The organism is Klebsiella sp. LY (genome assembly GCF_004010915.1).
Taxonomy (GTDB): domain Bacteria; phylum Pseudomonadota; class Gammaproteobacteria; order Enterobacterales; family Enterobacteriaceae; genus Klebsiella; species Klebsiella quasipneumoniae.
In genome coordinates, this window is record NZ_CP022444.1 from 2,720,867 (window position 1) to 2,745,114 (window position 24,248).

General features: G+C 56.1%; 20 protein-coding genes and 1 riboswitch. Of the genes, 10 read left to right on the plus strand and 10 right to left on the minus strand.

Features of this window, described 5'->3' with window-relative positions; all coding sequences use genetic code 11:
- The first annotated feature begins 1 nt into the window (after nucleotide 1).
- The 8 genes from nusG (at nucleotide 2) to dcuB (ending at nucleotide 13,451) form a co-directional block, all read left to right on the plus strand.
- Nucleotides 2-547, plus strand: a complete 546-nt coding sequence (nusG, locus tag CE636_RS16210) for a transcription termination/antitermination protein NusG (protein WP_001287521.1) — start codon at nucleotides 2-4, stop codon at nucleotides 545-547.
- A 156-nt stretch (nucleotides 548-703) separates the two neighbouring features.
- Nucleotides 704-1,132: a 50S ribosomal protein L11 gene (gene rplK / locus CE636_RS16215; RefSeq protein ID WP_002884034.1), complete on the plus strand. Its 429-nt coding sequence runs from the start codon at nucleotides 704-706 to the stop codon at nucleotides 1,130-1,132.
- 3 nt (nucleotides 1,133-1,135) lie between these two features.
- Nucleotides 1,136-1,840 carry a 50S ribosomal protein L1 gene (gene rplA / locus CE636_RS16220; protein WP_002884036.1) on the plus strand — a complete coding sequence of 235 codons (705 nt, stop codon included), beginning with the start codon at nucleotides 1,136-1,138 and terminating at the stop codon, nucleotides 1,838-1,840.
- 289 nt (nucleotides 1,841-2,129) lie between these two features.
- A complete protein-coding gene (gene rplJ, locus CE636_RS16225; protein WP_001207203.1) occupies nucleotides 2,130-2,627 on the plus strand; it encodes a 50S ribosomal protein L10 in 498 nt (165 codons plus the stop codon).
- Nucleotides 2,628-2,693: 66 nt separating this feature from the next.
- Nucleotides 2,694-3,059 carry a 50S ribosomal protein L7/L12 gene (rplL, locus tag CE636_RS16230; protein ID WP_002884142.1) on the plus strand — a complete coding sequence of 122 codons (366 nt, stop codon included), beginning with the start codon at nucleotides 2,694-2,696 and terminating at the stop codon, nucleotides 3,057-3,059.
- Between the two features lie 324 nt (nucleotides 3,060-3,383).
- Nucleotides 3,384-7,412: a DNA-directed RNA polymerase subunit beta gene (rpoB, locus tag CE636_RS16235; protein ID WP_004206758.1), complete on the plus strand. Its 4,029-nt coding sequence runs from the start codon at nucleotides 3,384-3,386 to the stop codon at nucleotides 7,410-7,412.
- Between the two features lie 76 nt (nucleotides 7,413-7,488).
- Nucleotides 7,489-11,712, plus strand: a complete 4,224-nt coding sequence (rpoC, locus tag CE636_RS16240; RefSeq protein ID WP_004206757.1) for a DNA-directed RNA polymerase subunit beta' — start codon at nucleotides 7,489-7,491, stop codon at nucleotides 11,710-11,712.
- Nucleotides 11,713-12,110: 398 nt separating this feature from the next.
- Nucleotides 12,111-13,451 (plus strand): anaerobic C4-dicarboxylate transporter DcuB, encoded by a 1,341-nt coding sequence (gene dcuB / locus CE636_RS16245; RefSeq protein ID WP_008808003.1) that lies wholly within the window; start codon nucleotides 12,111-12,113, stop codon nucleotides 13,449-13,451.
- Nucleotides 13,452-13,494: 43 nt separating this feature from the next.
- On the opposite strand, the gene CE636_RS16250 is transcribed toward dcuB, so the two are convergent.
- The 10 genes from CE636_RS16250 to CE636_RS16295 all read right to left on the minus strand — a co-directional run bounded on the left by CE636_RS16250 (nucleotide 13,495) and on the right by CE636_RS16295 (nucleotide 22,266).
- Entirely contained in the window at nucleotides 13,495-13,812 is a 318-nt protein-coding gene (locus CE636_RS16250) for a PTS lactose/cellobiose transporter subunit IIA (RefSeq protein ID WP_004206755.1), read from the minus strand.
- A 3-nt stretch (nucleotides 13,813-13,815) separates the two neighbouring features.
- Entirely contained in the window at nucleotides 13,816-14,121 is a 306-nt protein-coding gene (locus CE636_RS16255) for a PTS sugar transporter subunit IIB (RefSeq protein ID WP_002884150.1), read from the minus strand.
- A gap of 172 nt (nucleotides 14,122-14,293) precedes the next feature.
- A complete protein-coding gene (locus tag CE636_RS16260; RefSeq protein WP_017901111.1) occupies nucleotides 14,294-15,826 on the minus strand; it encodes a sensor domain-containing diguanylate cyclase in 1,533 nt (510 codons plus the stop codon).
- A gap of 316 nt (nucleotides 15,827-16,142) precedes the next feature.
- The gene (gene thiH / locus CE636_RS16265; protein WP_017901112.1) at nucleotides 16,143-17,276 is read right to left on the minus strand and encodes a 2-iminoacetate synthase ThiH; all 1,134 of its coding nucleotides are present in this window, start codon (nucleotides 17,274-17,276) and stop codon (nucleotides 16,143-16,145) included.
- Entirely contained in the window at nucleotides 17,273-18,043 is a 771-nt protein-coding gene (gene thiG / locus CE636_RS16270) for a thiazole synthase (RefSeq protein ID WP_017901113.1), read from the minus strand. The genes thiH and thiG overlap by 4 nt, the downstream gene beginning before the upstream one ends.
- 1 nt (nucleotide 18,044) lies before the next feature.
- Nucleotides 18,045-18,245: a sulfur carrier protein ThiS gene (gene thiS / locus CE636_RS16275; RefSeq protein ID WP_017901114.1), complete on the minus strand. Its 201-nt coding sequence runs from the start codon at nucleotides 18,243-18,245 to the stop codon at nucleotides 18,045-18,047.
- Nucleotides 18,229-18,984, minus strand: a complete 756-nt coding sequence (thiF, locus tag CE636_RS16280; protein ID WP_017901115.1) for a thiazole biosynthesis adenylyltransferase ThiF — start codon at nucleotides 18,982-18,984, stop codon at nucleotides 18,229-18,231. Before thiF ends, thiS begins: the two co-directional genes overlap by 17 nt.
- A complete protein-coding gene (gene thiE / locus CE636_RS16285) occupies nucleotides 18,977-19,612 on the minus strand; it encodes a thiamine phosphate synthase (protein WP_017901116.1) in 636 nt (211 codons plus the stop codon). Before thiE ends, thiF begins: the two co-directional genes overlap by 8 nt.
- A complete protein-coding gene (gene thiC / locus CE636_RS16290; protein WP_017901117.1) occupies nucleotides 19,612-21,507 on the minus strand; it encodes a phosphomethylpyrimidine synthase ThiC in 1,896 nt (631 codons plus the stop codon). The genes thiE and thiC overlap by 1 nt, the downstream gene beginning before the upstream one ends.
- 84 nt (nucleotides 21,508-21,591) lie before the next feature.
- Nucleotides 21,592-21,715, minus strand: a riboswitch (TPP riboswitch).
- Between the two features lie 53 nt (nucleotides 21,716-21,768).
- Entirely contained in the window at nucleotides 21,769-22,266 is a 498-nt protein-coding gene (locus tag CE636_RS16295) for an Rsd/AlgQ family anti-sigma factor (protein ID WP_004206746.1), read from the minus strand.
- Between the two features lie 93 nt (nucleotides 22,267-22,359).
- Between CE636_RS16295 and nudC the strand changes: the two genes are divergently transcribed.
- Together nudC and hemE are read left to right on the plus strand one after the other, a co-directional pair.
- Entirely contained in the window at nucleotides 22,360-23,133 is a 774-nt protein-coding gene (gene nudC / locus CE636_RS16300; protein ID WP_004206745.1) for an NAD(+) diphosphatase, read from the plus strand.
- Between the two features lie 40 nt (nucleotides 23,134-23,173).
- Nucleotides 23,174-24,238 (plus strand): uroporphyrinogen decarboxylase, encoded by a 1,065-nt coding sequence (gene hemE / locus CE636_RS16305; RefSeq protein ID WP_017901118.1) that lies wholly within the window; start codon nucleotides 23,174-23,176, stop codon nucleotides 24,236-24,238.
- Nucleotides 24,239-24,248 lie beyond the last annotated feature (10 nt).

Below are 24,248 nucleotides of genomic sequence, written 5' to 3' on the forward strand. Positions count from 1 at the left end.
GATGTCTGAAGCTCCTAAAAAGCGCTGGTACGTCGTTCAGGCGTTTTCCGGTTTTGAAGGTCGCGTAGCCACGTCGCTGCGTGAACATATCAAATTACACAACATGGAAGAGTTATTTGGCGAAGTCATGGTCCCGACCGAAGAAGTGGTTGAGATCCGTGGCGGCCAGCGTCGCAAAAGCGAACGTAAATTCTTCCCGGGCTACGTTCTGGTCCAGATGGTCATGAACGACGCAAGCTGGCACCTGGTGCGCAGCGTACCGCGCGTGATGGGCTTCATCGGCGGTACCTCTGACCGTCCGGCGCCGATCAGCGACAAAGAAGTCGACGCCATCATGAATCGTCTGCAGCAGGTTGGCGATAAGCCGCGTCCGAAAACGCTGTTTGAACCGGGTGAAATGGTTCGCGTTAACGACGGTCCGTTCGCTGACTTTAACGGCGTGGTGGAAGAAGTGGACTATGAGAAGTCCCGCCTGAAAGTTTCCGTTTCTATCTTCGGTCGTGCGACCCCGGTAGAACTGGACTTCAGCCAGGTTGAGAAGGCGTAAGCCGGCGATCAAAAAAGCAGCGATTTAATCGTTGCATAGGGCGCGAAATTGGCATACAATTTCGCGCCTTTTGTTTTTATGGGCCCGGCCCGTAAAACGATGTTTAATCACGGGGAGCTTCTCTGAAGCGTTAATACCCAATTTGAGGATTTAAGAATGGCTAAGAAAGTCCAAGCCTACGTCAAGCTGCAGGTTGCAGCTGGTATGGCGAACCCGAGCCCGCCGGTCGGCCCAGCACTGGGTCAGCAGGGCGTGAACATCATGGAATTCTGCAAAGCGTTCAACGCCAAAACTGATTCCCTGGAGAAAGGTCTGCCGATCCCGGTTGTTATCACCGTTTACGCTGACCGTTCCTTTACCTTTGTTACCAAGACTCCGCCGGCTGCTGTTCTGCTGAAGAAAGCTGCAGGCATCAAGTCTGGTTCCGGTAAGCCGAACAAAGATAAAGTGGGTAAAATCTCCCGCGCTCAGCTGCAGGAAATCGCGCAGACCAAAGCTGCCGACATGACTGGTGCCGACATTGAAGCGATGACTCGCTCCATCGAAGGTACTGCACGTTCCATGGGCCTGGTAGTGGAGGACTAAGAAATGGCTAAACTGACCAAGCGCATGCGCGTGATCCGTGAGAAAGTTGATGCAACTAAACAGTACGACATCAACGAAGCCATCGCTCTGCTGAAAGAGCTGGCCACCGCTAAATTTACCGAAAGCGTAGACGTTGCCGTTAACCTCGGCATCGACGCTCGTAAATCTGACCAGAACGTCCGTGGCGCAACTGTACTGCCGCACGGTACTGGCCGTTCCGTTCGCGTAGCCGTATTTACCCAGGGTGCAAACGCTGAAGCTGCTAAAGCTGCAGGCGCTGAGCTGGTAGGTATGGAAGATCTGGCTGAGCAGATCAAAAAAGGCGAAATGAACTTTGACGTTGTTATTGCTTCTCCGGATGCAATGCGCGTTGTTGGCCAGCTGGGCCAGGTTCTGGGTCCGCGTGGCCTGATGCCGAACCCGAAAGTGGGTACCGTAACTCCGAACGTTGCTGAAGCGGTTAAAAACGCGAAAGCAGGTCAGGTTCGTTACCGTAACGACAAAAACGGCATCATCCACACCACCATCGGTAAAGTGGACTTTGACGCTGACAAACTGAAAGAAAACCTGGAAGCTCTGCTGGTTGCGCTGAAAAAAGCAAAACCGACTCAGGCGAAAGGCGTGTACATCAAGAAAGTTAGCATCTCCACCACCATGGGTGCAGGTGTTGCAGTAGATCAGGCTGGCCTGAACGCTTCTGCAAACTAATGCCTTTACGTGGGCGGTGATTTTGTCTACAATCTTCGCCCACGTTTGCTAACTAAGGTTAGCAGGTAACCGAATTGTTCGTTGGAGTCTGGCCTATCCAGACCTCCGTCGAAGACCGCAGGTGTTTCGCAAGAAACTTAATGCCCTGCGTAGACGGTGACAGAACGCTAAGATTATTTTTGGATATTCTGGCTTGTTTCTGCTCACCGTATTTAGACGCTCTATTCGTTGAATTGAGTGAAGTGAGTTCCAGAGCATAGGCTCTGGCAAACATCCAGGAGCAAAGCTAATGGCTTTAAATCTTCAAGACAAACAAGCGATTGTTGCTGAAGTCAGCGAAGTAGCCAAAGGCGCGCTGTCTGCAGTAGTTGCGGATTCCCGTGGCGTAACTGTAGATAAAATGACTGAACTGCGTAAAGCAGGTCGTGAAGCTGGCGTATACATGCGTGTTGTTCGTAACACCCTGCTGCGCCGCGTCGTTGAAGGTACTCAGTTCGAGTGCCTGAAAGACACGTTTGTTGGTCCGACCCTGATTGCATACTCTATGGAACACCCGGGCGCTGCTGCTCGTCTGTTCAAAGAGTTCGCGAAAGCGAATGCAAAATTTGAGGTCAAAGCCGCTGCCTTTGAAGGTGAGCTGATCCCGGCGTCGCAGATCGACCGCCTGGCAACTCTGCCGACCTACGAAGAAGCAATTGCACGCCTGATGGCAACCATGAAAGAAGCTTCGGCTGGCAAACTGGTTCGTACTCTGGCTGCTGTACGCGATGCGAAAGAAGCTGCTTAATCGCAGTTATCTTTGTAAAGCATTCGCTTACGTATAAACTTATTCTGATATTCAGGAACAATTTAAATGTCTATCACTAAAGATCAAATCATTGAAGCAGTATCCGCTATGTCCGTAATGGACGTTGTTGAGCTGATCTCTGCAATGGAAGAAAAATTCGGTGTTTCCGCTGCTGCTGCTGTAGCTGTAGCTGCTGGCCCGGTTGAAGCTGCTGAAGAAAAAACTGAATTCGACGTAATTCTGAAAGCTGCTGGCGCTAACAAAGTTGCTGTTATCAAAGCAGTACGTGGCGCGACTGGCCTGGGTCTGAAAGAAGCTAAAGACCTGGTAGAATCTGCTCCGGCTGCACTGAAAGAAGGCATCAGCAAAGACGACGCTGAAGCTCTGAAAAAATCTCTGGAAGAAGCTGGCGCTGAAGTTGAAGTTAAATAAGCCAACCCTTCCGGTTGCAGCCTGAGAAATCAGGCTGAGGCTGGTGACTTTTTGGTCACCAGCCTTTTTGCGCTGTAAGGCGCCAGTAGCGTTTCACGCTGTTTGACTACTGGTTTGCCTCTCAATGCTTGTTTCTATCGACGACTTAATATACTGCGACAGGTTAGGGTTCCTGGGCTGTGTAAATCGCAATGAAATGGTTTAAGCGTGATAGCAACAGGCATTGCGGAAAGTGTTCCATTTTCCGGTCAACAAAATAGTGTTGCATAAAAAACTGCCCTCTGCGGGCAGATGGGTCGACTTGTCAGCGAGCTGAGGAACCCTATGGTTTACTCCTATACCGAGAAAAAACGTATTCGTAAGGATTTTGGTAAACGTCCACAAGTTCTGGATGTGCCATATCTCCTTTCTATCCAGCTTGACTCGTTCCAGAAGTTTATCGAGCAAGATCCTGAAGGGCAGTATGGTCTGGAAGCTGCTTTCCGTTCCGTATTCCCAATTCAGAGCTACAGCGGTAATTCCGAGCTGCAATACGTCAGCTACCGTCTGGGCGAACCGGTTTTTGACGTTAAAGAATGTCAGATCCGTGGCGTGACTTACTCTGCACCGCTGCGCGTAAAACTGCGTCTGGTGATCTACGAGCGCGAAGCGCCGGAAGGCACCGTCAAAGACATTAAAGAACAAGAAGTCTACATGGGCGAAATCCCGCTCATGACCGACAACGGTACCTTTGTCATCAACGGTACCGAACGTGTTATCGTTTCTCAGCTGCACCGTAGCCCGGGCGTCTTCTTTGACAGTGACAAAGGTAAGACTCACTCATCCGGTAAGGTTCTGTATAACGCACGCATCATCCCTTACCGTGGTTCCTGGCTGGACTTCGAATTCGACCCGAAAGACAACCTGTTCGTTCGTATCGACCGTCGTCGTAAGCTGCCGGCTACCATCATCCTGCGCGCGCTGAATTACACCACTGAGCAGATCCTTGACCTGTTCTTCGAAAAAGTGGTCTTTGAAATTCGCGACAACAAGCTGCAGATGGAGCTGATTCCGGAGCGTCTGCGCGGCGAAACCGCCTCCTTCGATATCGAAGCCAACGGCAAAGTGTACGTTGAGAAAGGCCGTCGCATCACGGCTCGTCATATCCGTCAGCTGGAAAAAGACGATATCAAGCATATCGAAGTGCCGGTTGAATATATCGCGGGCAAAGTGGCGGCTAAAGACTATATCGATGAAGCGACTGGCGAACTGATCTGCCCGGCGAACATGGAGCTGAGCCTGGATCTGCTGGCTAAGCTGAGCCAGTCTGGCCACAAGCGCATCGAAACGCTGTTCACTAACGATCTGGACCACGGTCCATACATCTCTGAAACGGTACGCGTCGACCCGACTAACGATCGTCTGAGCGCGCTGGTAGAAATCTACCGCATGATGCGCCCTGGCGAGCCGCCGACTCGTGAAGCCGCTGAAAGCCTGTTTGAGAACCTGTTCTTCTCCGAAGACCGCTACGATCTGTCCGCGGTTGGTCGTATGAAGTTCAACCGTTCTCTGCTGCGCGACGAAATCGAAGGTTCCGGTATCCTGAGCAAAGACGACATCATTGAAGTGATGAAGAAGCTCATCGATATCCGTAACGGTAAAGGCGAAGTGGACGATATCGACCACCTCGGTAACCGTCGTATCCGTTCCGTTGGCGAAATGGCGGAGAACCAGTTCCGCGTTGGCCTGGTACGTGTAGAGCGTGCGGTGAAAGAGCGTCTGTCTCTGGGCGATCTGGATACCCTGATGCCTCAGGATATGATCAACGCCAAGCCGATTTCCGCAGCAGTGAAAGAGTTCTTTGGTTCCAGCCAGCTGTCTCAGTTTATGGACCAGAACAACCCGCTGTCTGAGATCACGCACAAACGTCGTATCTCCGCACTCGGCCCAGGCGGTCTGACCCGTGAGCGCGCAGGCTTCGAAGTTCGAGACGTACACCCGACTCACTACGGTCGCGTATGTCCAATCGAAACGCCTGAAGGTCCGAACATCGGTCTGATCAACTCCCTGTCCGTGTACGCGCAGACCAACGAATATGGCTTCCTTGAGACGCCGTATCGTAAAGTGACCGACGGTGTGGTTACTGACGAAATTCACTACCTGTCTGCTATCGAAGAAGGCAACTACGTTATCGCTCAGGCGAACTCCAACCTGGATGAAAACGGCCACTTCGTAGAAGACCTGGTGACCTGCCGTAGCAAAGGCGAATCCAGCTTGTTCAGCCGTGACCAGGTTGACTACATGGACGTATCCACCCAGCAGGTGGTATCCGTCGGTGCGTCCCTGATCCCGTTCCTGGAACACGATGACGCCAACCGTGCATTGATGGGTGCGAACATGCAACGTCAGGCCGTTCCGACTCTGCGCGCTGATAAGCCGCTGGTTGGTACCGGTATGGAACGTGCTGTGGCCGTCGACTCCGGTGTTACTGCGGTGGCTAAACGTGGCGGTACCGTTCAGTACGTGGATGCTTCCCGTATCGTTATCAAAGTTAACGAAGACGAGATGTACCCGGGCGAAGCAGGTATCGACATCTATAACCTGACTAAGTACACCCGTTCTAACCAGAACACCTGCATCAACCAGATGCCTTGCGTGTCCCTGGGCGAACCTATTGAGCGCGGCGACGTGCTGGCCGACGGCCCGTCCACCGACCTCGGTGAGCTGGCGCTGGGTCAGAACATGCGCGTAGCGTTCATGCCGTGGAACGGCTACAACTTCGAAGACTCCATCCTCGTTTCCGAGCGTGTTGTCCAGGAAGACCGTTTCACCACTATCCACATTCAGGAACTGGCGTGCGTGTCCCGTGACACCAAGCTGGGGCCGGAAGAGATCACCGCTGACATCCCGAACGTGGGTGAAGCTGCGCTCTCCAAACTGGATGAGTCCGGTATCGTTTATATCGGTGCGGAAGTGACCGGCGGCGACATTCTGGTTGGTAAGGTTACGCCGAAAGGTGAAACCCAGCTGACGCCGGAAGAGAAACTACTGCGTGCGATCTTCGGTGAGAAAGCGTCTGACGTTAAAGACTCTTCTCTGCGCGTACCGAACGGTGTCTCTGGTACCGTTATCGACGTTCAGGTCTTTACCCGTGACGGCGTAGAAAAAGACAAACGTGCGCTGGAAATCGAAGAGATGCAGCTGAAGCAGGCCAAAAAAGACCTGTCTGAAGAACTGCAGATCCTCGAAGCCGGTCTGTTCAGTCGTATCTATGCGGTGCTGGTCTCCGGTGGCGTTGAAGCTGAGAAGCTCGACAAACTGCCGCGCGATCGCTGGCTGGAACTGGGCCTGACCGACGAAGAGAAACAAAATCAGCTGGAACAGCTGGCTGAGCAGTACGACGAACTGAAACACGAGTTCGAGAAAAAACTCGAAGCGAAACGCCGCAAAATCACCCAAGGCGACGATCTGGCACCGGGCGTGCTGAAGATTGTTAAGGTATACCTGGCCGTTAAACGCCGTATCCAGCCTGGTGACAAGATGGCGGGTCGTCACGGTAACAAGGGTGTTATCTCTAAGATCAACCCGATCGAAGATATGCCGCACGATGCTAACGGTACGCCGGTAGATATCGTCCTCAACCCGCTGGGCGTACCGTCTCGTATGAACATCGGTCAGATCCTGGAAACTCACCTGGGTATGGCTGCGAAAGGCATCGGCGATAAGATCAACGCCATGCTGAAACAGCAGCAGGAAGTCGCGAAACTGCGCGAGTTCATCCAGCGTGCCTACGATCTGGGCGCTGACGTTCGTCAGAAAGTTGACCTGAATACCTTCAGCGATGAAGAAGTTCTGCGTCTGGCTGAAAACCTGCGTAAAGGTATGCCGATCGCAACGCCGGTGTTCGACGGTGCGAAAGAAGCGGAAATTAAAGCGCTGCTGCAGCTGGGCGACCTGCCGACTTCCGGTCAGATCACCCTGTTCGACGGCCGCACCGGTGAGCAGTTCGAGCGTCCGGTAACCGTGGGTTACATGTACATGCTGAAACTGAACCACCTGGTCGACGACAAAATGCACGCGCGTTCCACCGGTTCTTACAGCCTGGTTACTCAGCAGCCGCTGGGTGGTAAGGCGCAGTTCGGTGGTCAGCGCTTCGGTGAGATGGAAGTGTGGGCGCTGGAAGCATACGGCGCAGCTTACACCCTGCAGGAAATGCTCACCGTTAAGTCTGATGACGTGAACGGTCGTACTAAGATGTATAAAAACATCGTGGACGGCAATCACCAGATGGAACCGGGCATGCCGGAATCCTTCAACGTACTGTTGAAAGAAATTCGCTCGCTGGGCATCAACATCGAACTGGAAGACGAGTAATTCTCGCTCAAACAGGTCACTGCTGCCGGGTTAACGCCCGGCAGCGGAATGTGCTAACTCCGACGGGAGCAAATCCGTGAAAGACTTATTAAAGTTTCTGAAAGCGCAAACTAAAACCGAAGAGTTTGATGCGATCAAAATTGCTCTGGCTTCGCCAGACATGATCCGTTCATGGTCTTTCGGTGAAGTTAAAAAGCCGGAAACCATTAACTACCGTACGTTCAAACCTGAGCGTGACGGCCTTTTCTGCGCCCGTATCTTTGGGCCGGTAAAAGACTATGAGTGCCTGTGCGGTAAGTACAAGCGCCTGAAACACCGCGGTGTGATCTGTGAGAAGTGCGGCGTTGAAGTGACCCAGACTAAAGTGCGTCGTGAGCGCATGGGCCACATCGAGCTGGCATGTCCGACTGCGCACATCTGGTTCCTGAAATCTCTGCCGTCCCGTATCGGCCTGCTGCTGGATATGCCGCTGCGCGATATCGAACGTGTACTGTACTTTGAATCCTATGTGGTTATCGAAGGTGGCATGACCAACCTCGAACGCAACCAGATTCTGACGGAAGAACAGTACCTGGACGCGCTGGAAGAGTTCGGTGACGAATTCGACGCGAAGATGGGTGCGGAAGCGATCCAGGCGCTGCTGCGCAATATGGATCTGGAGCAGGAGTGCGAGCAGCTGCGTGAAGAGCTGAACGAAACCAACTCCGAAACCAAGCGTAAAAAGCTGACCAAGCGCATTAAGCTGCTGGAAGCCTTCGTACAGTCTGGCAACAAGCCGGAGTGGATGATCCTGACCGTTCTGCCGGTACTGCCGCCAGATCTGCGTCCGCTGGTTCCGCTGGATGGCGGTCGTTTCGCGACGTCTGACCTCAACGATCTGTATCGTCGCGTGATCAACCGTAACAACCGTCTGAAACGTCTGCTGGATCTGGCTGCGCCGGATATCATCGTACGCAACGAAAAACGTATGCTGCAGGAAGCGGTAGATGCCCTGCTGGACAACGGTCGTCGCGGTCGTGCGATCACCGGTTCTAACAAACGTCCTCTGAAATCTTTGGCCGATATGATCAAAGGTAAACAGGGTCGTTTCCGTCAGAACCTGCTCGGTAAGCGTGTTGACTACTCCGGTCGTTCTGTTATCACCGTAGGTCCATACCTGCGTCTGCATCAGTGCGGTCTGCCGAAGAAAATGGCGCTGGAGCTGTTCAAACCGTTCATCTACGGCAAGCTGGAACTGCGTGGCCTGGCCACCACCATCAAAGCCGCTAAGAAGATGGTTGAGCGCGAAGAAGCTGTCGTTTGGGATATCCTTGACGAAGTGATCCGCGAACACCCGGTTCTGCTGAACCGTGCGCCGACCCTGCACCGTCTGGGTATTCAGGCATTCGAACCGGTTCTGATCGAAGGTAAAGCCATCCAGCTGCACCCGCTGGTTTGTGCGGCATATAACGCCGACTTCGATGGTGACCAGATGGCTGTTCACGTACCGCTGACGCTGGAAGCCCAGCTGGAAGCGCGTGCGCTGATGATGTCTACCAACAACATCCTGTCCCCGGCGAACGGCGAACCAATCATCGTTCCGTCTCAGGACGTTGTACTGGGTCTGTACTACATGACCCGTGACAGTGTTAACGCCAAAGGCGAAGGCATGGTGCTGACTGGCCCGAAAGAAGCTGAGCGTATTTATCGCGCCGGCCTGGCGTCTCTGCATGCGCGCGTTAAAGTGCGTATCACTGAATACGAAAAAGACGACAATGGTGAGTTTGTCGCGAAAACCAGCCTGAAAGACACGACCATTGGCCGTGCCATTCTGTGGATGATCGTACCGAAAGGTCTGCCGTTCTCTATCGTGAACCAGGCGCTCGGTAAGAAAGCGATCTCCAAGATGCTGAACACCTGTTACCGTATTCTGGGCCTGAAACCGACCGTTATTTTCGCGGACCAGACGATGTACACCGGCTTTGCTTACGCAGCGCGTTCAGGTGCATCCGTTGGTATCGATGACATGGTCATCCCGGAGAAAAAATACGAAATCATCAGCGAAGCGGAAGCGGAAGTTGCTGAGATTCAGGAACAGTTCCAGTCCGGTCTGGTGACCGCGGGCGAACGCTACAACAAAGTTATCGATATCTGGGCTGCGGCGAACGATCGTGTATCCAAAGCGATGATGGATAACCTGCAAACCGAAACCGTGATTAACCGTGACGGTCAGGAAGAGCAGCAGGTTTCCTTCAACAGCATCTACATGATGGCCGACTCCGGTGCGCGTGGTTCTGCTGCACAGATTCGTCAGCTGGCCGGTATGCGTGGTCTGATGGCGAAGCCGGATGGCTCCATCATCGAAACGCCGATCACCGCGAACTTCCGTGAAGGTCTGAACGTACTCCAGTACTTCATCTCCACGCACGGTGCGCGTAAAGGTCTGGCGGATACCGCACTGAAAACAGCGAACTCCGGTTACCTGACTCGTCGTCTGGTCGACGTTGCCCAGGACCTGGTCGTCACTGAAGACGACTGCGGCACCCTGGAAGGCATCACCATGACGCCGGTTATCGAAGGTGGCGACGTTAAAGAGCCGCTGCGCGATCGCGTACTGGGTCGTGTGACTGCGGAAGACGTGCTGAAGCCGGGTACCGCGGATATTCTGGTTCCACGCAACACGCTGCTGCACGAGCACTGGTGTGACCTGCTGGAAGCGAACTCCGTTGACTCCGTCAAAGTGCGTTCCGTTGTATCCTGTGACACCGACTTTGGTGTATGTGCGCACTGCTATGGTCGTGACCTGGCGCGTGGCCACATCATCAACAAAGGTGAGGCTATCGGCGTTATCGCGGCACAGTCCATCGGTGAGCCGGGTACACAGCTGACGATGCGTACGTTCCACATCGGTGGTGCGGCATCTCGTGCGGCTGCTGAATCCAGCATCCAGGTGAAAAACAAAGGTAGCATCAAGCTCAGCAACGCGAAGTCGGTTGTGAACTCCAGCGGTAAACTGGTTATCACTTCCCGTAACACCGAGCTGAAACTGATCGACGAATTCGGCCGTACCAAAGAGAGCTATAAAGTGCCTTACGGTGCGGTTATGGCGAAAGGCGACGGTGAGCAGGTTGCCGGCGGTGAAACCGTCGCAAACTGGGATCCGCACACCATGCCGGTTATCACCGAAGTGAGTGGTTTCATCCGCTTCACTGACATGATCGACGGCCAGACCATTACTCGTCAGACCGACGAGCTGACCGGTCTGTCTTCGCTGGTGGTTCTGGACTCTGCAGAACGTACCGCAGGTGGTAAAGATCTGCGTCCGGCGCTGAAAATCGTTGATGCTCAGGGCAACGACGTTCTGATCCCAGGTACCGATATGCCGGCTCAGTACTTCCTGCCGGGTAAAGCGATTGTTCAGCTGGAAGATGGCGTACAGATCAGCTCTGGTGACACCCTGGCGCGTATTCCGCAGGAATCCGGCGGTACCAAGGACATCACCGGTGGTCTGCCGCGCGTTGCGGACCTGTTCGAAGCACGTCGTCCGAAAGAGCCGGCAATCCTGGCTGAAATCAGCGGTATCATTTCCTTCGGTAAAGAAACCAAAGGGAAACGTCGCCTGGTTATCACCCCGGTAGACGGTAGCGAACCGTACGAAGAGATGATTCCGAAATGGCGTCAGCTCAACGTGTTCGAAGGTGAACGTGTAGAACGTGGTGACGTGGTTTCCGACGGTCCGGAAGCGCCGCACGACATTCTGCGTCTGCGTGGCGTACATGCTGTGACCCGTTACATTGTTAACGAAGTCCAGGACGTATACCGTCTGCAGGGCGTTAAGATTAACGATAAACACATCGAAGTTATCGTTCGTCAGATGCTGCGTAAAGCCACCATCGAAAGCGCAGGCAGCTCCGACTTCCTCGAAGGCGAGCAGGTGGAATACTCCCGCGTCAAGATCGCGAACCGCGAACTGGAAGCGAACGGCAAAGTGGGCGCAACGTTCTCCCGCGATCTGCTGGGTATCACCAAAGCGTCTCTGGCCACCGAGTCCTTCATCTCCGCGGCATCGTTCCAGGAGACCACTCGCGTGCTGACCGAAGCAGCCGTTGCGGGCAAACGCGACGAACTGCGCGGTCTGAAAGAGAACGTCATCGTGGGTCGTCTGATCCCGGCCGGTACCGGTTATGCGTACCACCAGGATCGTATGCGCCGTCGCGCTGCTGGCGAACTGCCGGCGGCACCGCAGGTGAGCGTGGAAGAAGCATCTGCCAACCTGGCAGAGCTGCTGAACGCAGGTCTGGGCGGTTCTGACAACGATTAATCGTTGATGCACTGCTGAAAAGCCGGTCAGGTTTCCTGACCGGCTTTTTTATTGCCTGTTCTCCGCAGCACCCGTCTTTAATTACATTTACGCCATATCCAGGCTGCAATTTTTTAGCAATTAATTCATACAAAATATCCATTAATCTATCATCTCAAAAACCTTTCTTTATATATGGGTAAAACTTCTACTCATATCAAAAAATAATCAATTCAAAGAGGATATATTCAAAATACCTGATGAATCATGGGATTACTGCTGCTGCTTTATCTTCGGCGCGACGGCTCTGGAGAGGGAACGCTGCATCTCATGCTTCCCCCAACAAGGCGCAGAAATAACCCCGGCAGACAGGTATGGATCATTACTTTAGGTCTGAGCGGACAGGCTCTGGGGGCTGCATGGAATTCGCGATACAACTCATTATTATCTTAATTTGTCTGTTTTACGGTGCCCGAAAAGGCGGTATTGCGCTGGGGCTGCTGGGCGGCATCGGTTTGGTGATCCTCGTTTTTGTTTTTCATCTCCAGCCGGGCAAACCGCCGGTTGATGTGATGCTGGTGATCATTGCGGTGGTGGCGGCCTCGGCGACGCTGCAGGCATCCGGCGGTCTGGATGTCATGCTGCAGATTGCTGAGAAGCTGCTGCGGCGTAACCCAAAATATGTCTCTATTGTGGCGCCTTTCGTCACCTGCACGCTGACCATCCTCTGCGGTACCGGTCACGTGGTGTATACCATCCTGCCGATTATCTACGATGTGGCGATTAAGAATAACATTCGCCCGGAGCGTCCGATGGCCGCCAGCTCCATTGGCGCCCAGATGGGGATCATCGCCAGCCCGGTCTCAGTGGCGGTGGTTTCGCTGGTGGCGATGCTGGGGAATTTTACCTTTAACGGTAAACATCTGGAGTTTCTCGATCTGCTGGCGATAACCATTCCGTCCACGCTGCTGGGCATTTTAGCGATTGGCATCTTCAGCTGGTTCCGCGGCAAAGATCTGGATAAAGACGAAGCCTTCCAGGCGTTTATTGCGGTACCGGAGAACCGCCATTACGTCTATGGCGATACGGCGACGCTGCTGGATAAAAAGCTGCCCACCAGCAACTGGATAGCGATGTGGATTTTTCTGGCCTCCATCGCTGTGGTGGCGCTGCTTGGCGCCTTCTCTGAACTGCGTCCGGCCTTTGACGGTAAACCGCTGTCGATGGTGCTGGTGATCCAGATGTTTATGCTGCTTTCCGGGGCGCTGATCATCATCATTACTAAAACCAACCCGGCATCGATTTCCAAAAATGAGGTCTTTCGTTCGGGAATGATCGCTATCGTCGCGGTGTACGGCATCGCCTGGATGGCGGAGACCATGTTTGGCGCGCACATGACCGAGATTAAAGGCGTGCTCGGGGAGATGGTCAAAGAGTATCCATGGGCCTATGCCATCGTTCTGCTGCTGGTTTCGAAGTTTGTGAACTCGCAGGCGGCAGCGCTGGCGGCGATTGTTCCGGTGGCCCTGGCCATCGGCGTTGATCCGGCCTATATCGTGGCTTCTGCGCCGGCCTGCTATGGCTACTATATACTGCCGACCTACCCAAGCGATCTGGCGGCGATCCAGTTTGACCGCTCAGGGACCACCCATATAGGCCGCTTTGTGATTAACCACAGCTTTATCCTGCCCGGGCTCATCGGCGTTGGCGTCTCCTGCGTGTTTGGCTGGGTATTCGCGGCGATGTACGGCTTTCTGTAAGCGGGGACGGGCGCCGGCAGCGACGCCCGTTTAATTCGAGAGATTATTGCGCGAGGGGCAGGCGACGGTATAGTTCAATCATATCGGTCGCCAGATCCTGAATGACCATGGCGTTCATCAGATGGTCCTGAGAATGCACGGTGATCAGGTTGACCGGTAACTTACCGCTGCCTTCATCCAGGCCGATAAGCTGGGTCTGAATTTTATGCGCATGTTTGACGAACTCATGGGACTCGGCCATGGCCTGCTCCGCTGCGGCAAAATCGCCTTTCCGCGCCAGCTGTAGCGCCGTGAGCGCCGCGCTGCGCGCAGAACCCGCGTTAACCAGCAGCTCCATGATGATCGTTTCTAAATCTTCCATCGATTACTCCAGCATCTTAAGGGCTTTATCCAGAACGGCATCGCCTTTCATCATGCCGTAGTCCATCATATCGATCACGGCGACCTTTTTGCCGAACGGGTCGGCCAGCGCCTGCAGCTTCGCCTGCTCATATTTCACCTGCGGGCCGAGCAGAATAATGTCGGCGGCGGCCAGATTATCTTTAAACTCGGCGACCGGTACGGCCTTGATGGAGACTTCAACACCTTTCTTCTGCGCGGCATCTTGCATACGCTGAACCAGCATGCTGGTAGACATACCGGCGGCACAGCACAAAACGATATTCTTCATAGTCAGTGGCCCTTGTGTTCCGTGATGTCCTATCTTTATCGCGGCCCTGGCGATGCGACAACCGCTTTACCGTGATTGTGTGTAAGTCATCACACAAAAATTGAAACCGGTTTCATTTTTGCCGAAAAAAATAAAAAAGCCCACCGAAGTGGGCGGTTGCGGCGCTGAAGACCTAGGCGCGCAGGATGCGGTTTTTACCCTGCTGTTTGGCTTTGTACAGCGCTTCATCGACGCTCACCACCAGCTTATCCAGCGGCTCCATGTTCCATTCCCCCAGCCCGGCGCTGAAGGTGACCGTCAGGCCATCTTCGCGCCAGGTGCGCCGTTCGACGTTTACCCGCCATGTTTCCAGCAGCGTGCGGGCGTTATCAATATGTTCGGCAGGAAAGACCACCGCGAACTCTTCGCCACCATAGCGATAGAGGGATATCTCCAGCGGCTGGAGGACCTGCAGTCCTTCGCGGGCGACGTTTCGCAGAACGATATCGCCGTTGAGGTGACCCCAGGTGTCGTTGATCGATTTGAAGTTATCGATATCGACCAGCGCGAGGGCGAACGGCTGATGATCGTTCATCAGCGCGGCAATATCACTATCGAAGGCGCGGCGGTTCTTGCAGCCGGTGAGCGCGTCGATGGTCGCCTGGCGGACGTAGGTCAGCTCGCGCTGCTTATTAGTTTCAATGGCTTTACTCAGCATCGCCTCGAGGCGGGGGGCGCGTTTGACGTCGCCGGTTTTAATCGCATTGATGATATTCATCAGCACGGTGCGGGAGGCATGACGCAGATAAAGGCCGAACAGGATGATGATGATCGCCGCGAGGGCAAAACCGCCGATCACTAAATTGGTTTCATGGCGCGTCAGATTGACCAGGGTGGTGTTATCAACACGGAAAATCACAAACCAGTCGGGATTGGTAAAGGAGTAATAGTAATACCAGGTGTCGCTTCCGGGATCGTAAAGCTGCCCCTCGCCGCTGGTCATTTTATCCATCAGCTCATTACTGACGAAGGGTTTAAACAGCGCACCAGGGTCGGAGTGCAGGACCACTTTGCCATCACGCTGCACCACAAAAAACTCGCCCTGTACGGGGGCCACCATCTGACGCAGCGCGAACCCCATGGAGGTGAGATCAAGATGAAAGGCCAGGCTGCCCTTGAGTTTCCCCTCCGGGGTGATGATGGGTTTGAAAATGGTAATCGTCGGATGGTGGGTAAAAAAATCCATATATGGGCTGGTGTAGTGGCTGAAGGTGCTGGCTTCCGCCTGTTTGATAAACCAGGGCCGCGTTCTGGGATCGAAAGCCTGACTGTCTTCATTTTCCAGCACCTCCGGGGCGCGCAGATAGTGGCCCTCGGTATCCGCCAGCGAGATGGATGAGACGCTCGGCATCATGTTCTGTAACTGCATCAGCGTCGTTAACCCTTTCTCCGGTTCCACATTGACTGCGCGATTCAGTTCGTCATTGCGGGCAAAGAAGGCGACCGCGCGCCCAAGGATAAAATCATTTTCCCGCAGCAGGGTTTCCGTGTAGTTGATCGCCAGGTTGTGGGTAAAGTTGCGGTTAATGTCGTGATAATCTTCAAGAAAATCTTTTCGCTGCGCCAGGGTGACAAAAATAGCGATCAGCATAAAACTGAGCAAGATGCCGGCAAACCCCACGACGATCGGCGTCGTGAAAGAGAGCTTTCTGTTGTGTAGAGCCATGAATCGTTAATCGTCCCGGATGTATAAACCATGGGTCCGAACGCAGGTTGCGACTGCGACGCCTGCCGATCGAATCAGTTAACTATTGCTCAATTATAACTCTGAGGCCTTCATGTATCGTGATTTATATTCGGCGACAATGTACAGGCCCTCGATCAGCGCGGAGAGGCAGGGCGAAAATGAGGAAGAAAAGGTTCGCCCTGGTCAGCGTCCGCTGCTGACCCGGGCAGAATAGAAAAAGGGCGCCTGGCGGGCCAGCCTCCGTTTTTCATCTCTCGTGCAGGCGCGCAAAAATATCAGGCGCTTACACTGTACATCATGAGGTTTGCGAGGCGCGTCCCAGCCAGCTGTCCCAGTCTTTCCACACCGGCTGCAGGCCGCGGGCAGCCAGCGCGCTGGCGACTTCTTCAGGCCGACGGCCATCGTGCGGCGCGAACTGCTCAAGCTCCGGATGGTCGTCGGCGTAACCCCCGGGCTGGGTTTTGGAGAAGGCGCTGACGTTATTGATCGCCAGCGGGATCACCCGGTCGCGGAACCAGGGAGATTCACGGGTGGATAGCGACAGCTCAACCTCCGGCGCCAGCAGGCGGAAGGCGCAGATGGTCTGCACCAGCTGACGCTCATCCATTAGCGAGGCCGGTTCAATGCCGCCGGCGCAGGGACGCAGACGCGGGAAGGAGACCGAATAGCGGCTGCGCCAGTAGCGTTGCTGCAGCCATAACAGGTGCTCAGCGACCATAAAGCAATCCACCCGCCAGCTGTCGGAAAGGCCGATCAGCGCGCCAAGGCCGATCTTATCGATCCCCGCCTCGCCCAGGCGATCCGGCGTATCCAGCCGCCAGAAGAAATCCTGCTTTTTCCCTTTCAGGTGGTGCTGAGCGTACATGCTTTCGTGATAGGTCTCCTGATAGACCATCACCCCGTCGAGCCCCAGGGTTTTCAGCTCGGCATACTCGTCGGTCGCCAGCGGCTGCACCTCCATATGCAGCGAGGCAAACTGGCTGCGGATTGCCGGCAGGTGCTGGCGGAAATAATCCATTCCCACCTTGCCCTGATGCTCACCGGTCACCAGCAGCAGATGCTCAAAGCCCAGGTCGCGGATCGCGGCGCACTCGCGGGCAATCTCGGCAGCATCCAGCGTCTTGCGCTTAATGCGGTTGCTCATCGAGAAGCCGCAGTAGGTGCAGTCGTTGGCGCACAGGTTGGAGAGATACAGCGGCACGTAGAAGCTGACGGTATTGCCGAAGCGCTGACGGGTAAGCCGCTGCGCGCGCTGGGCCAGAGGTTCAAGATACCCGGCCGCCGCTGGCGAAAGCAGGGCCATCATGTCGTCGCGGGTCAGCTGTTTGGCTGCCAGCGCCCGTTCGACATCGGCGGCGGTTTTACCGTTGATGCGCAGGCGGATGTCGTCCCACTCCAGCTGCCGCCAGCGATCGCTGAAGGTTTTCATGCCAGCGCCTCCAGGAATCCGGTGAGCGGGCTGGTGGCCTGCGCCTGCGCGCTGCGCGCCCCCGGTCCGGCCTGACGGGCCAGCAAGCCGGCCTCGACCGCCATACGGAAAGCGTGGGCCATGGCCACGGGATCGTCGGCGACGGCAATAGCGGTATTGACCAGCACCGCGTCCGCGCCCATTTCCAGCGCCTGCGCCGCATGGCTTGGGACGCCGATGCCGGCGTCGACCACCACCGGCACCGTCGCCTGCTCGATAATAATCTCCAGCATGGCTTTGGTTTCCAGCCCCTGATTGGAGCCGATCGGCGCGCCCAGGGGCATCACCGCCGCGCAGCCAGCCTCTTCCAGCCGTTTACACAGCACCGGGTCGGCGCCGCAGTAGGGCAGCACCACGAACCCTTCGCGGACCAGCAGCTCCGCCGCTTTCAGGGTTTCAATCGGGTCGGGCAGCAGCCAGCGGGCGTCCGGGTGGATCTCCAGTTTCAGCCAGTGGGTGCCCAAGGCTTCCCGCGCCAGGCGGGCGGCAAACACCGCCTCTTCCGCTGTCTTGGCGCCCGAGGTATTCGGCAGCAGGCTGACTCCCGCCGCCAACAGCGGGGCGAGGATGGCGTCATTGTGCTGACGTAAATCGACGCGCTTCATCGCCAGGGTGACCAGCTGGCTGCCCGAGGCGCGAATCGCCTGAACCATCACCTCCGGGGCGGCGAATTTGCCGGTACCGGTGAAAAGATGGGATTCAAATGTTTTGTCTGCAATACGTAACATGTCAGCCTCCAGCGATAACCTGAAAAAGCAGGACTCGATCGCCTTCCTGCAAGAGATGATCTTCCCACCGGTCGCGCGGCAGAATGTGTTGATTGAGCGCCAGCGCGACGCCCGGCTGCAGCTGTTCGAGCTGGGTCAGCAGGGCGCTGACGCTGAGATGGTCGGCGCACGCCAGCGGCTCGTCGTTAAACCAGATCTGCATGCCGCCCTCCGCAAATCGGGCAGTCCCGGGAACGCTGTAGCGCCAGGTTACGCCAGTTGCTGGTGCGGGCGTCGAACAGCCGCAGAGTGTTGCGCGGCGTCGTCATGCCGCTGAGCAGCTTAATGGCCTCCAGCGCCTGCAGCGTGCCCATCATGCCGACCACCGGACCGACGATCCCCGCGGTGCGGCAGTTGCGCTGCGGTTCGTCGCTATCCGGCCACAGGCAGCGATAGCAACCCTGCGTCCAGGGGGGGGTGAGCACCATCAGCTGACCGCCGAAGCCGACGGCGCTGGCGGTCACTAACGGGATGTCGAGGGCCACGCAGGCGGCATTGATCGACTGGCGGGTGACCATGTTATCGGTACAGTCCAGCACCACGTCCGCTTTCGCCACCTCGGCGCGCAGCGCCTCGCCGCTTAAGCGCTGCTGGAGCGCAACCAGTGTGATCTGCGGATTTAGCTGGCTGAGCCGCGTCTTTGCCGCCGCGGCTTTTGGCCGATCGATATCCGCGCTGGTGAACAGGATCTGCCGCTGCAGATTGCTGAGATGCACGGCGTCGTCATCGGCCAGGGTCAGCGTCCCGACGCCAGCCCCGGCCAGATAGAGCGCTGCCGGGGAGCCCAGCCCGCCAAGGCCGATAATCAGCACCCGGCTGGCTAACAGCTTCTGCTGACCCTCGATGGCAATATCCTCCAGCAGCAGCTGGCGGCTATAGCGCATAAAGTCGTGATCATTCATCGCCCGCTCCTGCCAGCGCCAGCAGCTGGTCGGTCGCTGCCCGCCAGTCCGCCGCCTGGGTGATGGCGCTGACCACTGCGATGCTGCCGACGCCGGTCGCCAGCACCGCCGGGGCCTTTTCAAGGCTAATTCCGCCGATCGCCACGGTGGGGTAATCCGCCAGGCGTTGGATATGTCTGGCAAGCTGCTCGAGTCCCTGCGGCGCGGAGGGCATCTGTTTGGTTTGCGTCGGGAAGACGTGACCCAGAGCGATGTAAGAGGGACGCGCCGCCAGGGCGATATCAATCTCCATATCGTCATGGGTGGAGACGCCAAGACGTAGCCCGGCTTTGCGGATGGCGCTCAGATCGGTGGTTTCCAGATCTTCTTGTCCGAGATGTACGCCGTAGGCCTGGTGCTTGATCGCCAGTCGCCAGTAATCGTTAATGAACAGCCGGGCGTGATAGCGGCGGCCAAGGGCGATGGCGGCGATGACGTCATCCTCCACCTCGCTGTCGCGTCGGTCCTTGATGCGTAACTGAAGGGTGCGTACTCCAGCTTCGAGCAGGCGTTCAATCCACGCCACGCTGTCCACTACCGGGTAGAGCCCGAGACGAAACGGGACGGGTGGAAAATCAGGCTGATACATCAGACTTCCTCCTGTTTCAGGTAGATTTCGCCGCCGCGGGCGCGGAAGTGATGCGACATATCGGCCATGCCGGCGTCGATGGCCTGCCTGGCGGCGTAGTCGCGGACTTCCTGAGTGATCTTCATTGAACAGAATTTCGGACCGCACATGGAGCAGAAGTGGGCAACTTTGCCGGATTCCTGCGGCAGGGTTTCATCGTGATAGACCCGAGCGGTGAACGGATCCAGCGCGAGGTTAAACTGGTCTTCCCAGCGGAATTCGAAGCGCGCCTTCGACATGGCGTTATCGCGGATCTGCGCCCCTGGATGGCCTTTCGCCAGGTCAGCGGCGTGGGCGGCGATTTTGTAGGTAATCAACCCCTGCTTCACATCCTCTTTGTTGGGCAAGCCGAGATGCTCTTTCGGCGTGACATAGCACAGCATGGCGCAGCCGAACCAGCCGATCATCGCCGCGCCGATGCCGGAGGTGAAATGGTCGTAGCCCGGCGCAATGTCGGTGGTGAGCGGCCCGAGGGTGTAGAACGGCGCTTCGTGGCAGTGCTCCAGCTCTTCGGTCATATTGCGGCGGATCATCTGCATCGGCACGTGGCCGGGACCTTCGATCATCACCTGCACGTCATACTCCCAGGCGATTTTCGTCAGCTCGCCGAGGGTGCGCAGCTCGGAGAACTGTGCTTCGTCGTTGGCATCCTGAATGGAGCCGGGGCGCAGGCCATCGCCCAGCGACAGCGAAACGTCATAGGCGGCGCAGATTTCGCAGATTTCGCGGAAATGCTGGTAGAGGAAGTTTTCCTGATGGTGCGACAGACACCATTTGGCCATGATCGAGCCGCCGCGCGAGACGATGCCGGTCAGACGCTTCGCGGTCATCGGGACGTAGCGCAGCAGTACGCCGGCGTGAATGGTGAAGTAGTCGACTCCCTGTTCGGCCTGTTCCAGCAGGGTATCGCGGAAGACTTCCCAGGTGAGGTTCTCGGCGATGCCGTTGACCTTCTCCAGTGCCTGGTAAATCGGCACAGTGCCGATGGGGACCGGACTGTTACGCAGGATCCACTCGCGGGTTTCGTGGATATAGCGGCCGGTAGAGAGATCCATCACCGTATCGGCGCCCCAGCGGGTAGACCAGACCAGTTTCTCGACCTCTTCTTCGATGGAGGAGGTCACCGCTGAGTTGCCGATATTAGCATTCACTTTCACCAGGAAGTTGCGCCCGATAATCATCGGCTCAGACTCCGGGTGGTTGATATTGGCCGGGATGATGGCGCGCCCGGCGGCCACTTCATCGCGGACGAACTCGGGGGTAATGTTTTCCGGCAGGCGGGCGCCGAAGCCTTCTCCGGCATGCTGCTGGCGCAGAACTTCGCTGCGAATACGTTCACGGCCCATGTTTTCGCGTATGGCGATGAACTCCATCTCCGGGGTGACGATCCCCTGGCGGGCGTAGTGCAGTTGGGTAACACATTTGCCGGCAACGGCGCGTTTCGGCGTCAGCTGGCTATTGAAGCGCAGCTCATCGAGGCCGTCATCGGCCAGCCGCGCTTTGGTATAGGCCGAGCTGCGTTCGCTGAGCGGGGCGCAGTCATTACGTGCGTCGATCCACGGCTGGCGCAGCCTGGCCAGCCCCTGGCGGACATCAATGCCAATATCCGGGTCGCCATAAGGCCCGGAGGTGTCATACACCGGGATCGGTTCGTTGGCTTCGTAATGGGGGTTATCGTTATCGCCGCCGACGAGGGTCGGGCTGAGCTGGATTTCACGCATTGGGACGCGGATATCCGCTTGTGAACCTTGAATGTAGATACGGCGCGAATTAGGAAAAGCAGCGCCTTCCAGCGTATCGATAAATCGCTGCGCGTGCTCGCGTAGCTCACGACGGGTCAGTTTGGTAGTAGACATAGCGCATTCCAGATATAAAGGACATGGCTTGTCAGACGACGGATGGAGTAACAGATGCGATCGGCCCTGACGGACTGACGCGAACAGCAGTTTACTCTTGTTCCCTTCGCAGGTATTAGCCTGATCAGGTTCCGCGGATCCCGAATTAACGGTCTCAGCCTTTTCCATGTAGCCTTCACATGGAAAATAAGCACTCCGACAAGATGACATCCCCTCCGGGGAGGGGGAATGGAGGTAAACTACTCGTTAATTGCGCACAACTCAAGCGGTCGGGGCAATATTATCGCGCACCTCATCGCTCAGGTGATGGGCGACGGCGAGGGCGATCAGTTTATCTTCCAGGGCGAAACGCGCTTCCAGCGACTCGCCGATATCCGACAGCGCCTGCTGAAATTCAAGGTAGTTATCATGATCAATGGCGTTTTCGAGGCAGGTATCGTAGTAGTCCATCATCTGCTGGGTATTGGCTTCCAGCTGCGGGTAAAGCCGGGTGGCGGCTAAAAGTGGGGTATCGCCTTCCATTTCGCCAATAATGCGTTCATAAATACTAAAATGACCGGACGAGAGGTAATCCACCAGACTTTGGCAAAAGTCATCCAGCGCCTTTTCGTTTAGCCGCATAAACGACTCTTTGCCCGGTTTCAGGCCAACCAGATTGTAGTAAGCCACGAGCAGATGCTTACGCACTTGTAGCCAGCGATCGACCAGTTCATTACTACCGCCAACGCGCTCCGTCAGATTTTCCAGCTGGTTTAGCATGATTGACTCCGCTAGTTTTGATTTAAATCTGCTCACCAAAATGTAAATATAATGTTAACAACATGCCAGTGAAGCAAAGGTAGTGCAATAGATATGGATCGTATTATTGAAAAATTAGATCGCGGCTGGTGGGTTGTCAGTCACGAACAAAAATTATGGTTGCCTGGTGGAGAATTACCACATGGCGAAGCGGTTAATTTCGATCTTGTCGGCCAGCATGCGCTGCATATTGGCGAATGGCAGGGGGAGCCCGTCTGGATGGTGCGCCAGGATCGCCGCCATGACATGGGATCGTTACGCCAGGTGCTGGATCAGGATCCGGGTCTATTCCAGCTGGCGGGGCGAGGGATCCAGCTTGCCGAATTTTACCGATCGCATAAATTTTGCGGCTACTGCGGCCACCCGATGCATGCCAGTAAAAGTGAATGGGCGATGCTGTGCAGCCACTGCCGTGAACGTTACTATCCGCAAATCGCCCCGTGCATTATCGTCGCTATCCGTCGCGACGATGCGATCCTGCTGGCGCAACATACCCGACATCGCAATGGGGTACACACCGTGCTGGCCGGATTCGTCGAAGTTGGCGAAACCCTTGAGCAGGCGGTCGCCCGTGAGGTGATGGAGGAGAGCGGTATCAAGGTGAAAAATCTGCGCTACGTGACTTCTCAACCATGGCCGTTCCCGCAGTCGCTGATGACTGCCTTTATGGCGGATTACGCAGAGGGCGATATCGTGGTGGATAAAAAAGAGTTACTCAGCGCGGACTGGTACCGCTACGACGATCTGCCGCTTCTGCCGCCGCCAGGTACGGTGGCGCGCCGGCTTATCGAAGATACCGTCGCGATGTGTCGGGCAGAGTTCGAGTGACATGTTACACTGGGCGTATCAACGCTAAAGGAATGTAAAAATGACCGAACTGAAGAACGATCGTTACCTGCGCGCGCTGCTGCGTCAGCCGGTTGATGTCACCCCGGTGTGGATGATGCGCCAGGCGGGCCGCTATTTACCGGAGTACAAAGCCACCCGTGCGCAAGCGGGCGACTTTATGTCGCTGTGTAAAAATGCCGAGCTGGCCTGCGAAGTGACGCTCCAGCCGCTGCGTCGTTATCCGCTGGACGCGGCGATCCTCTTTTCGGACATCCTGACCATCCCGGACGCCATGGGACTGGGGCTGTACTTTGAGGCAGGCGAAGGCCCGCGCTTCATCTCGCCGGTGAAAAGCAAAGCCGACGTCGACAAGCTGCCAGTCCCGGATCCCGAGCAGGAACTGGGCTACGTGATGAATGCCGTGCGCACCATTCGCCGTGAACTGAAAGGCGAAGTGCCGCTGATCGGTTTTTCCGGTAGCCCATGGACGCTGGCGACCTACATGGTGGAAGGTGGCAGCAGTAAGGCTTTCACCGTCATCAAAAAGATGATGTACGCCGAACCGCAGGCGCTGCACGCGCTGCTGGATAAACTGGCGAAGAGCGTCACCCTGTACCTCAACGCGCAGATCAAAGCCGGCGCGCAGTCAGTAATGATTTTTGACACCTGGGGCGGGGTGCTGACCGGTCGCGACTATCAGCAGTTTTCCCTCTACTATATGCATAAAATCGTCGATGGCCTGCTGCGGGAAAACGAAGGCCGCCGCGTGCCGGTGACCCTGTTCACCAAAGGCGGCGGTCAGTGGCTGGAAGCGATGGCGGAGACCGGCTGTGACGCGCTGGGTCTCGACTGGACCACCGATATTGCCGATGCCCGTCGTCGCGTGGGCGACAAAGTCGCGCTGCAGGGCAACATGGATCCGTCCATGCTCTATGCGCCCCCCGCGCGTATTGAAGAAGAAGTCGCGACCATCCTCGCCGGCTTTGGTCAGGGAGAAGGCCACGTCTTTAACCTCGGCCACGGCATCCATCAGGACGTTGACCCTGAGCATGCGGGCGTCTTTGTTGAAGCGGTGCATCGTCTTTCCGCACCCTATCACCAGTAGGAGATCAGCC

Excerpts from the sequence above, each read along its gene's own strand:
- nusG (WP_001287521.1), top strand. The coding sequence starts at position 2 with ATGTCTGAAGCTCCTAAAAAGCGCTGGTACGTCGTTCAGGCGTTTTCC.
- rplK (WP_002884034.1), top strand. The coding sequence starts at position 704 with ATGGCTAAGAAAGTCCAAGCCTACGTCAAGCTGCAGGTTGCAGCTGGT.
- rplA (WP_002884036.1), top strand. The coding sequence starts at position 1,136 with ATGGCTAAACTGACCAAGCGCATGCGCGTGATCCGTGAGAAAGTTGAT.
- rplJ (WP_001207203.1), top strand. The coding sequence starts at position 2,130 with ATGGCTTTAAATCTTCAAGACAAACAAGCGATTGTTGCTGAAGTCAGC.
- rplL (WP_002884142.1), top strand. The coding sequence starts at position 2,694 with ATGTCTATCACTAAAGATCAAATCATTGAAGCAGTATCCGCTATGTCC.
- rpoB (WP_004206758.1), top strand. The coding sequence starts at position 3,384 with ATGGTTTACTCCTATACCGAGAAAAAACGTATTCGTAAGGATTTTGGT.
- dcuB (WP_008808003.1), top strand. The coding sequence starts at position 12,111 with ATGGAATTCGCGATACAACTCATTATTATCTTAATTTGTCTGTTTTAC.
- CE636_RS16250 (WP_004206755.1), bottom strand. The coding sequence starts at position 13,812 with ATGGAAGATTTAGAAACGATCATCATGGAGCTGCTGGTTAACGCGGGT.
- CE636_RS16255 (WP_002884150.1), bottom strand. The coding sequence starts at position 14,121 with ATGAAGAATATCGTTTTGTGCTGTGCCGCCGGTATGTCTACCAGCATG.
- CE636_RS16260 (WP_017901111.1), bottom strand. The coding sequence starts at position 15,826 with ATGGCTCTACACAACAGAAAGCTCTCTTTCACGACGCCGATCGTCGTG.
- thiH (WP_017901112.1), bottom strand. The coding sequence starts at position 17,276 with ATGAAAACCTTCAGCGATCGCTGGCGGCAGCTGGAGTGGGACGACATC.
- thiG (WP_017901113.1), bottom strand. The coding sequence starts at position 18,043 with ATGTTACGTATTGCAGACAAAACATTTGAATCCCATCTTTTCACCGGT.
- thiS (WP_017901114.1), bottom strand. The coding sequence starts at position 18,245 with ATGCAGATCTGGTTTAACGACGAGCCGCTGGCGTGCGCCGACCATCTC.
- thiF (WP_017901115.1), bottom strand. The coding sequence starts at position 18,984 with ATGAATGATCACGACTTTATGCGCTATAGCCGCCAGCTGCTGCTGGAG.
- thiE (WP_017901116.1), bottom strand. The coding sequence starts at position 19,612 with ATGTATCAGCCTGATTTTCCACCCGTCCCGTTTCGTCTCGGGCTCTAC.
- thiC (WP_017901117.1), bottom strand. The coding sequence starts at position 21,507 with ATGTCTACTACCAAACTGACCCGTCGTGAGCTACGCGAGCACGCGCAG.
- CE636_RS16295 (WP_004206746.1), bottom strand. The coding sequence starts at position 22,266 with ATGCTAAACCAGCTGGAAAATCTGACGGAGCGCGTTGGCGGTAGTAAT.
- nudC (WP_004206745.1), top strand. The coding sequence starts at position 22,360 with ATGGATCGTATTATTGAAAAATTAGATCGCGGCTGGTGGGTTGTCAGT.
- hemE (WP_017901118.1), top strand. The coding sequence starts at position 23,174 with ATGACCGAACTGAAGAACGATCGTTACCTGCGCGCGCTGCTGCGTCAG.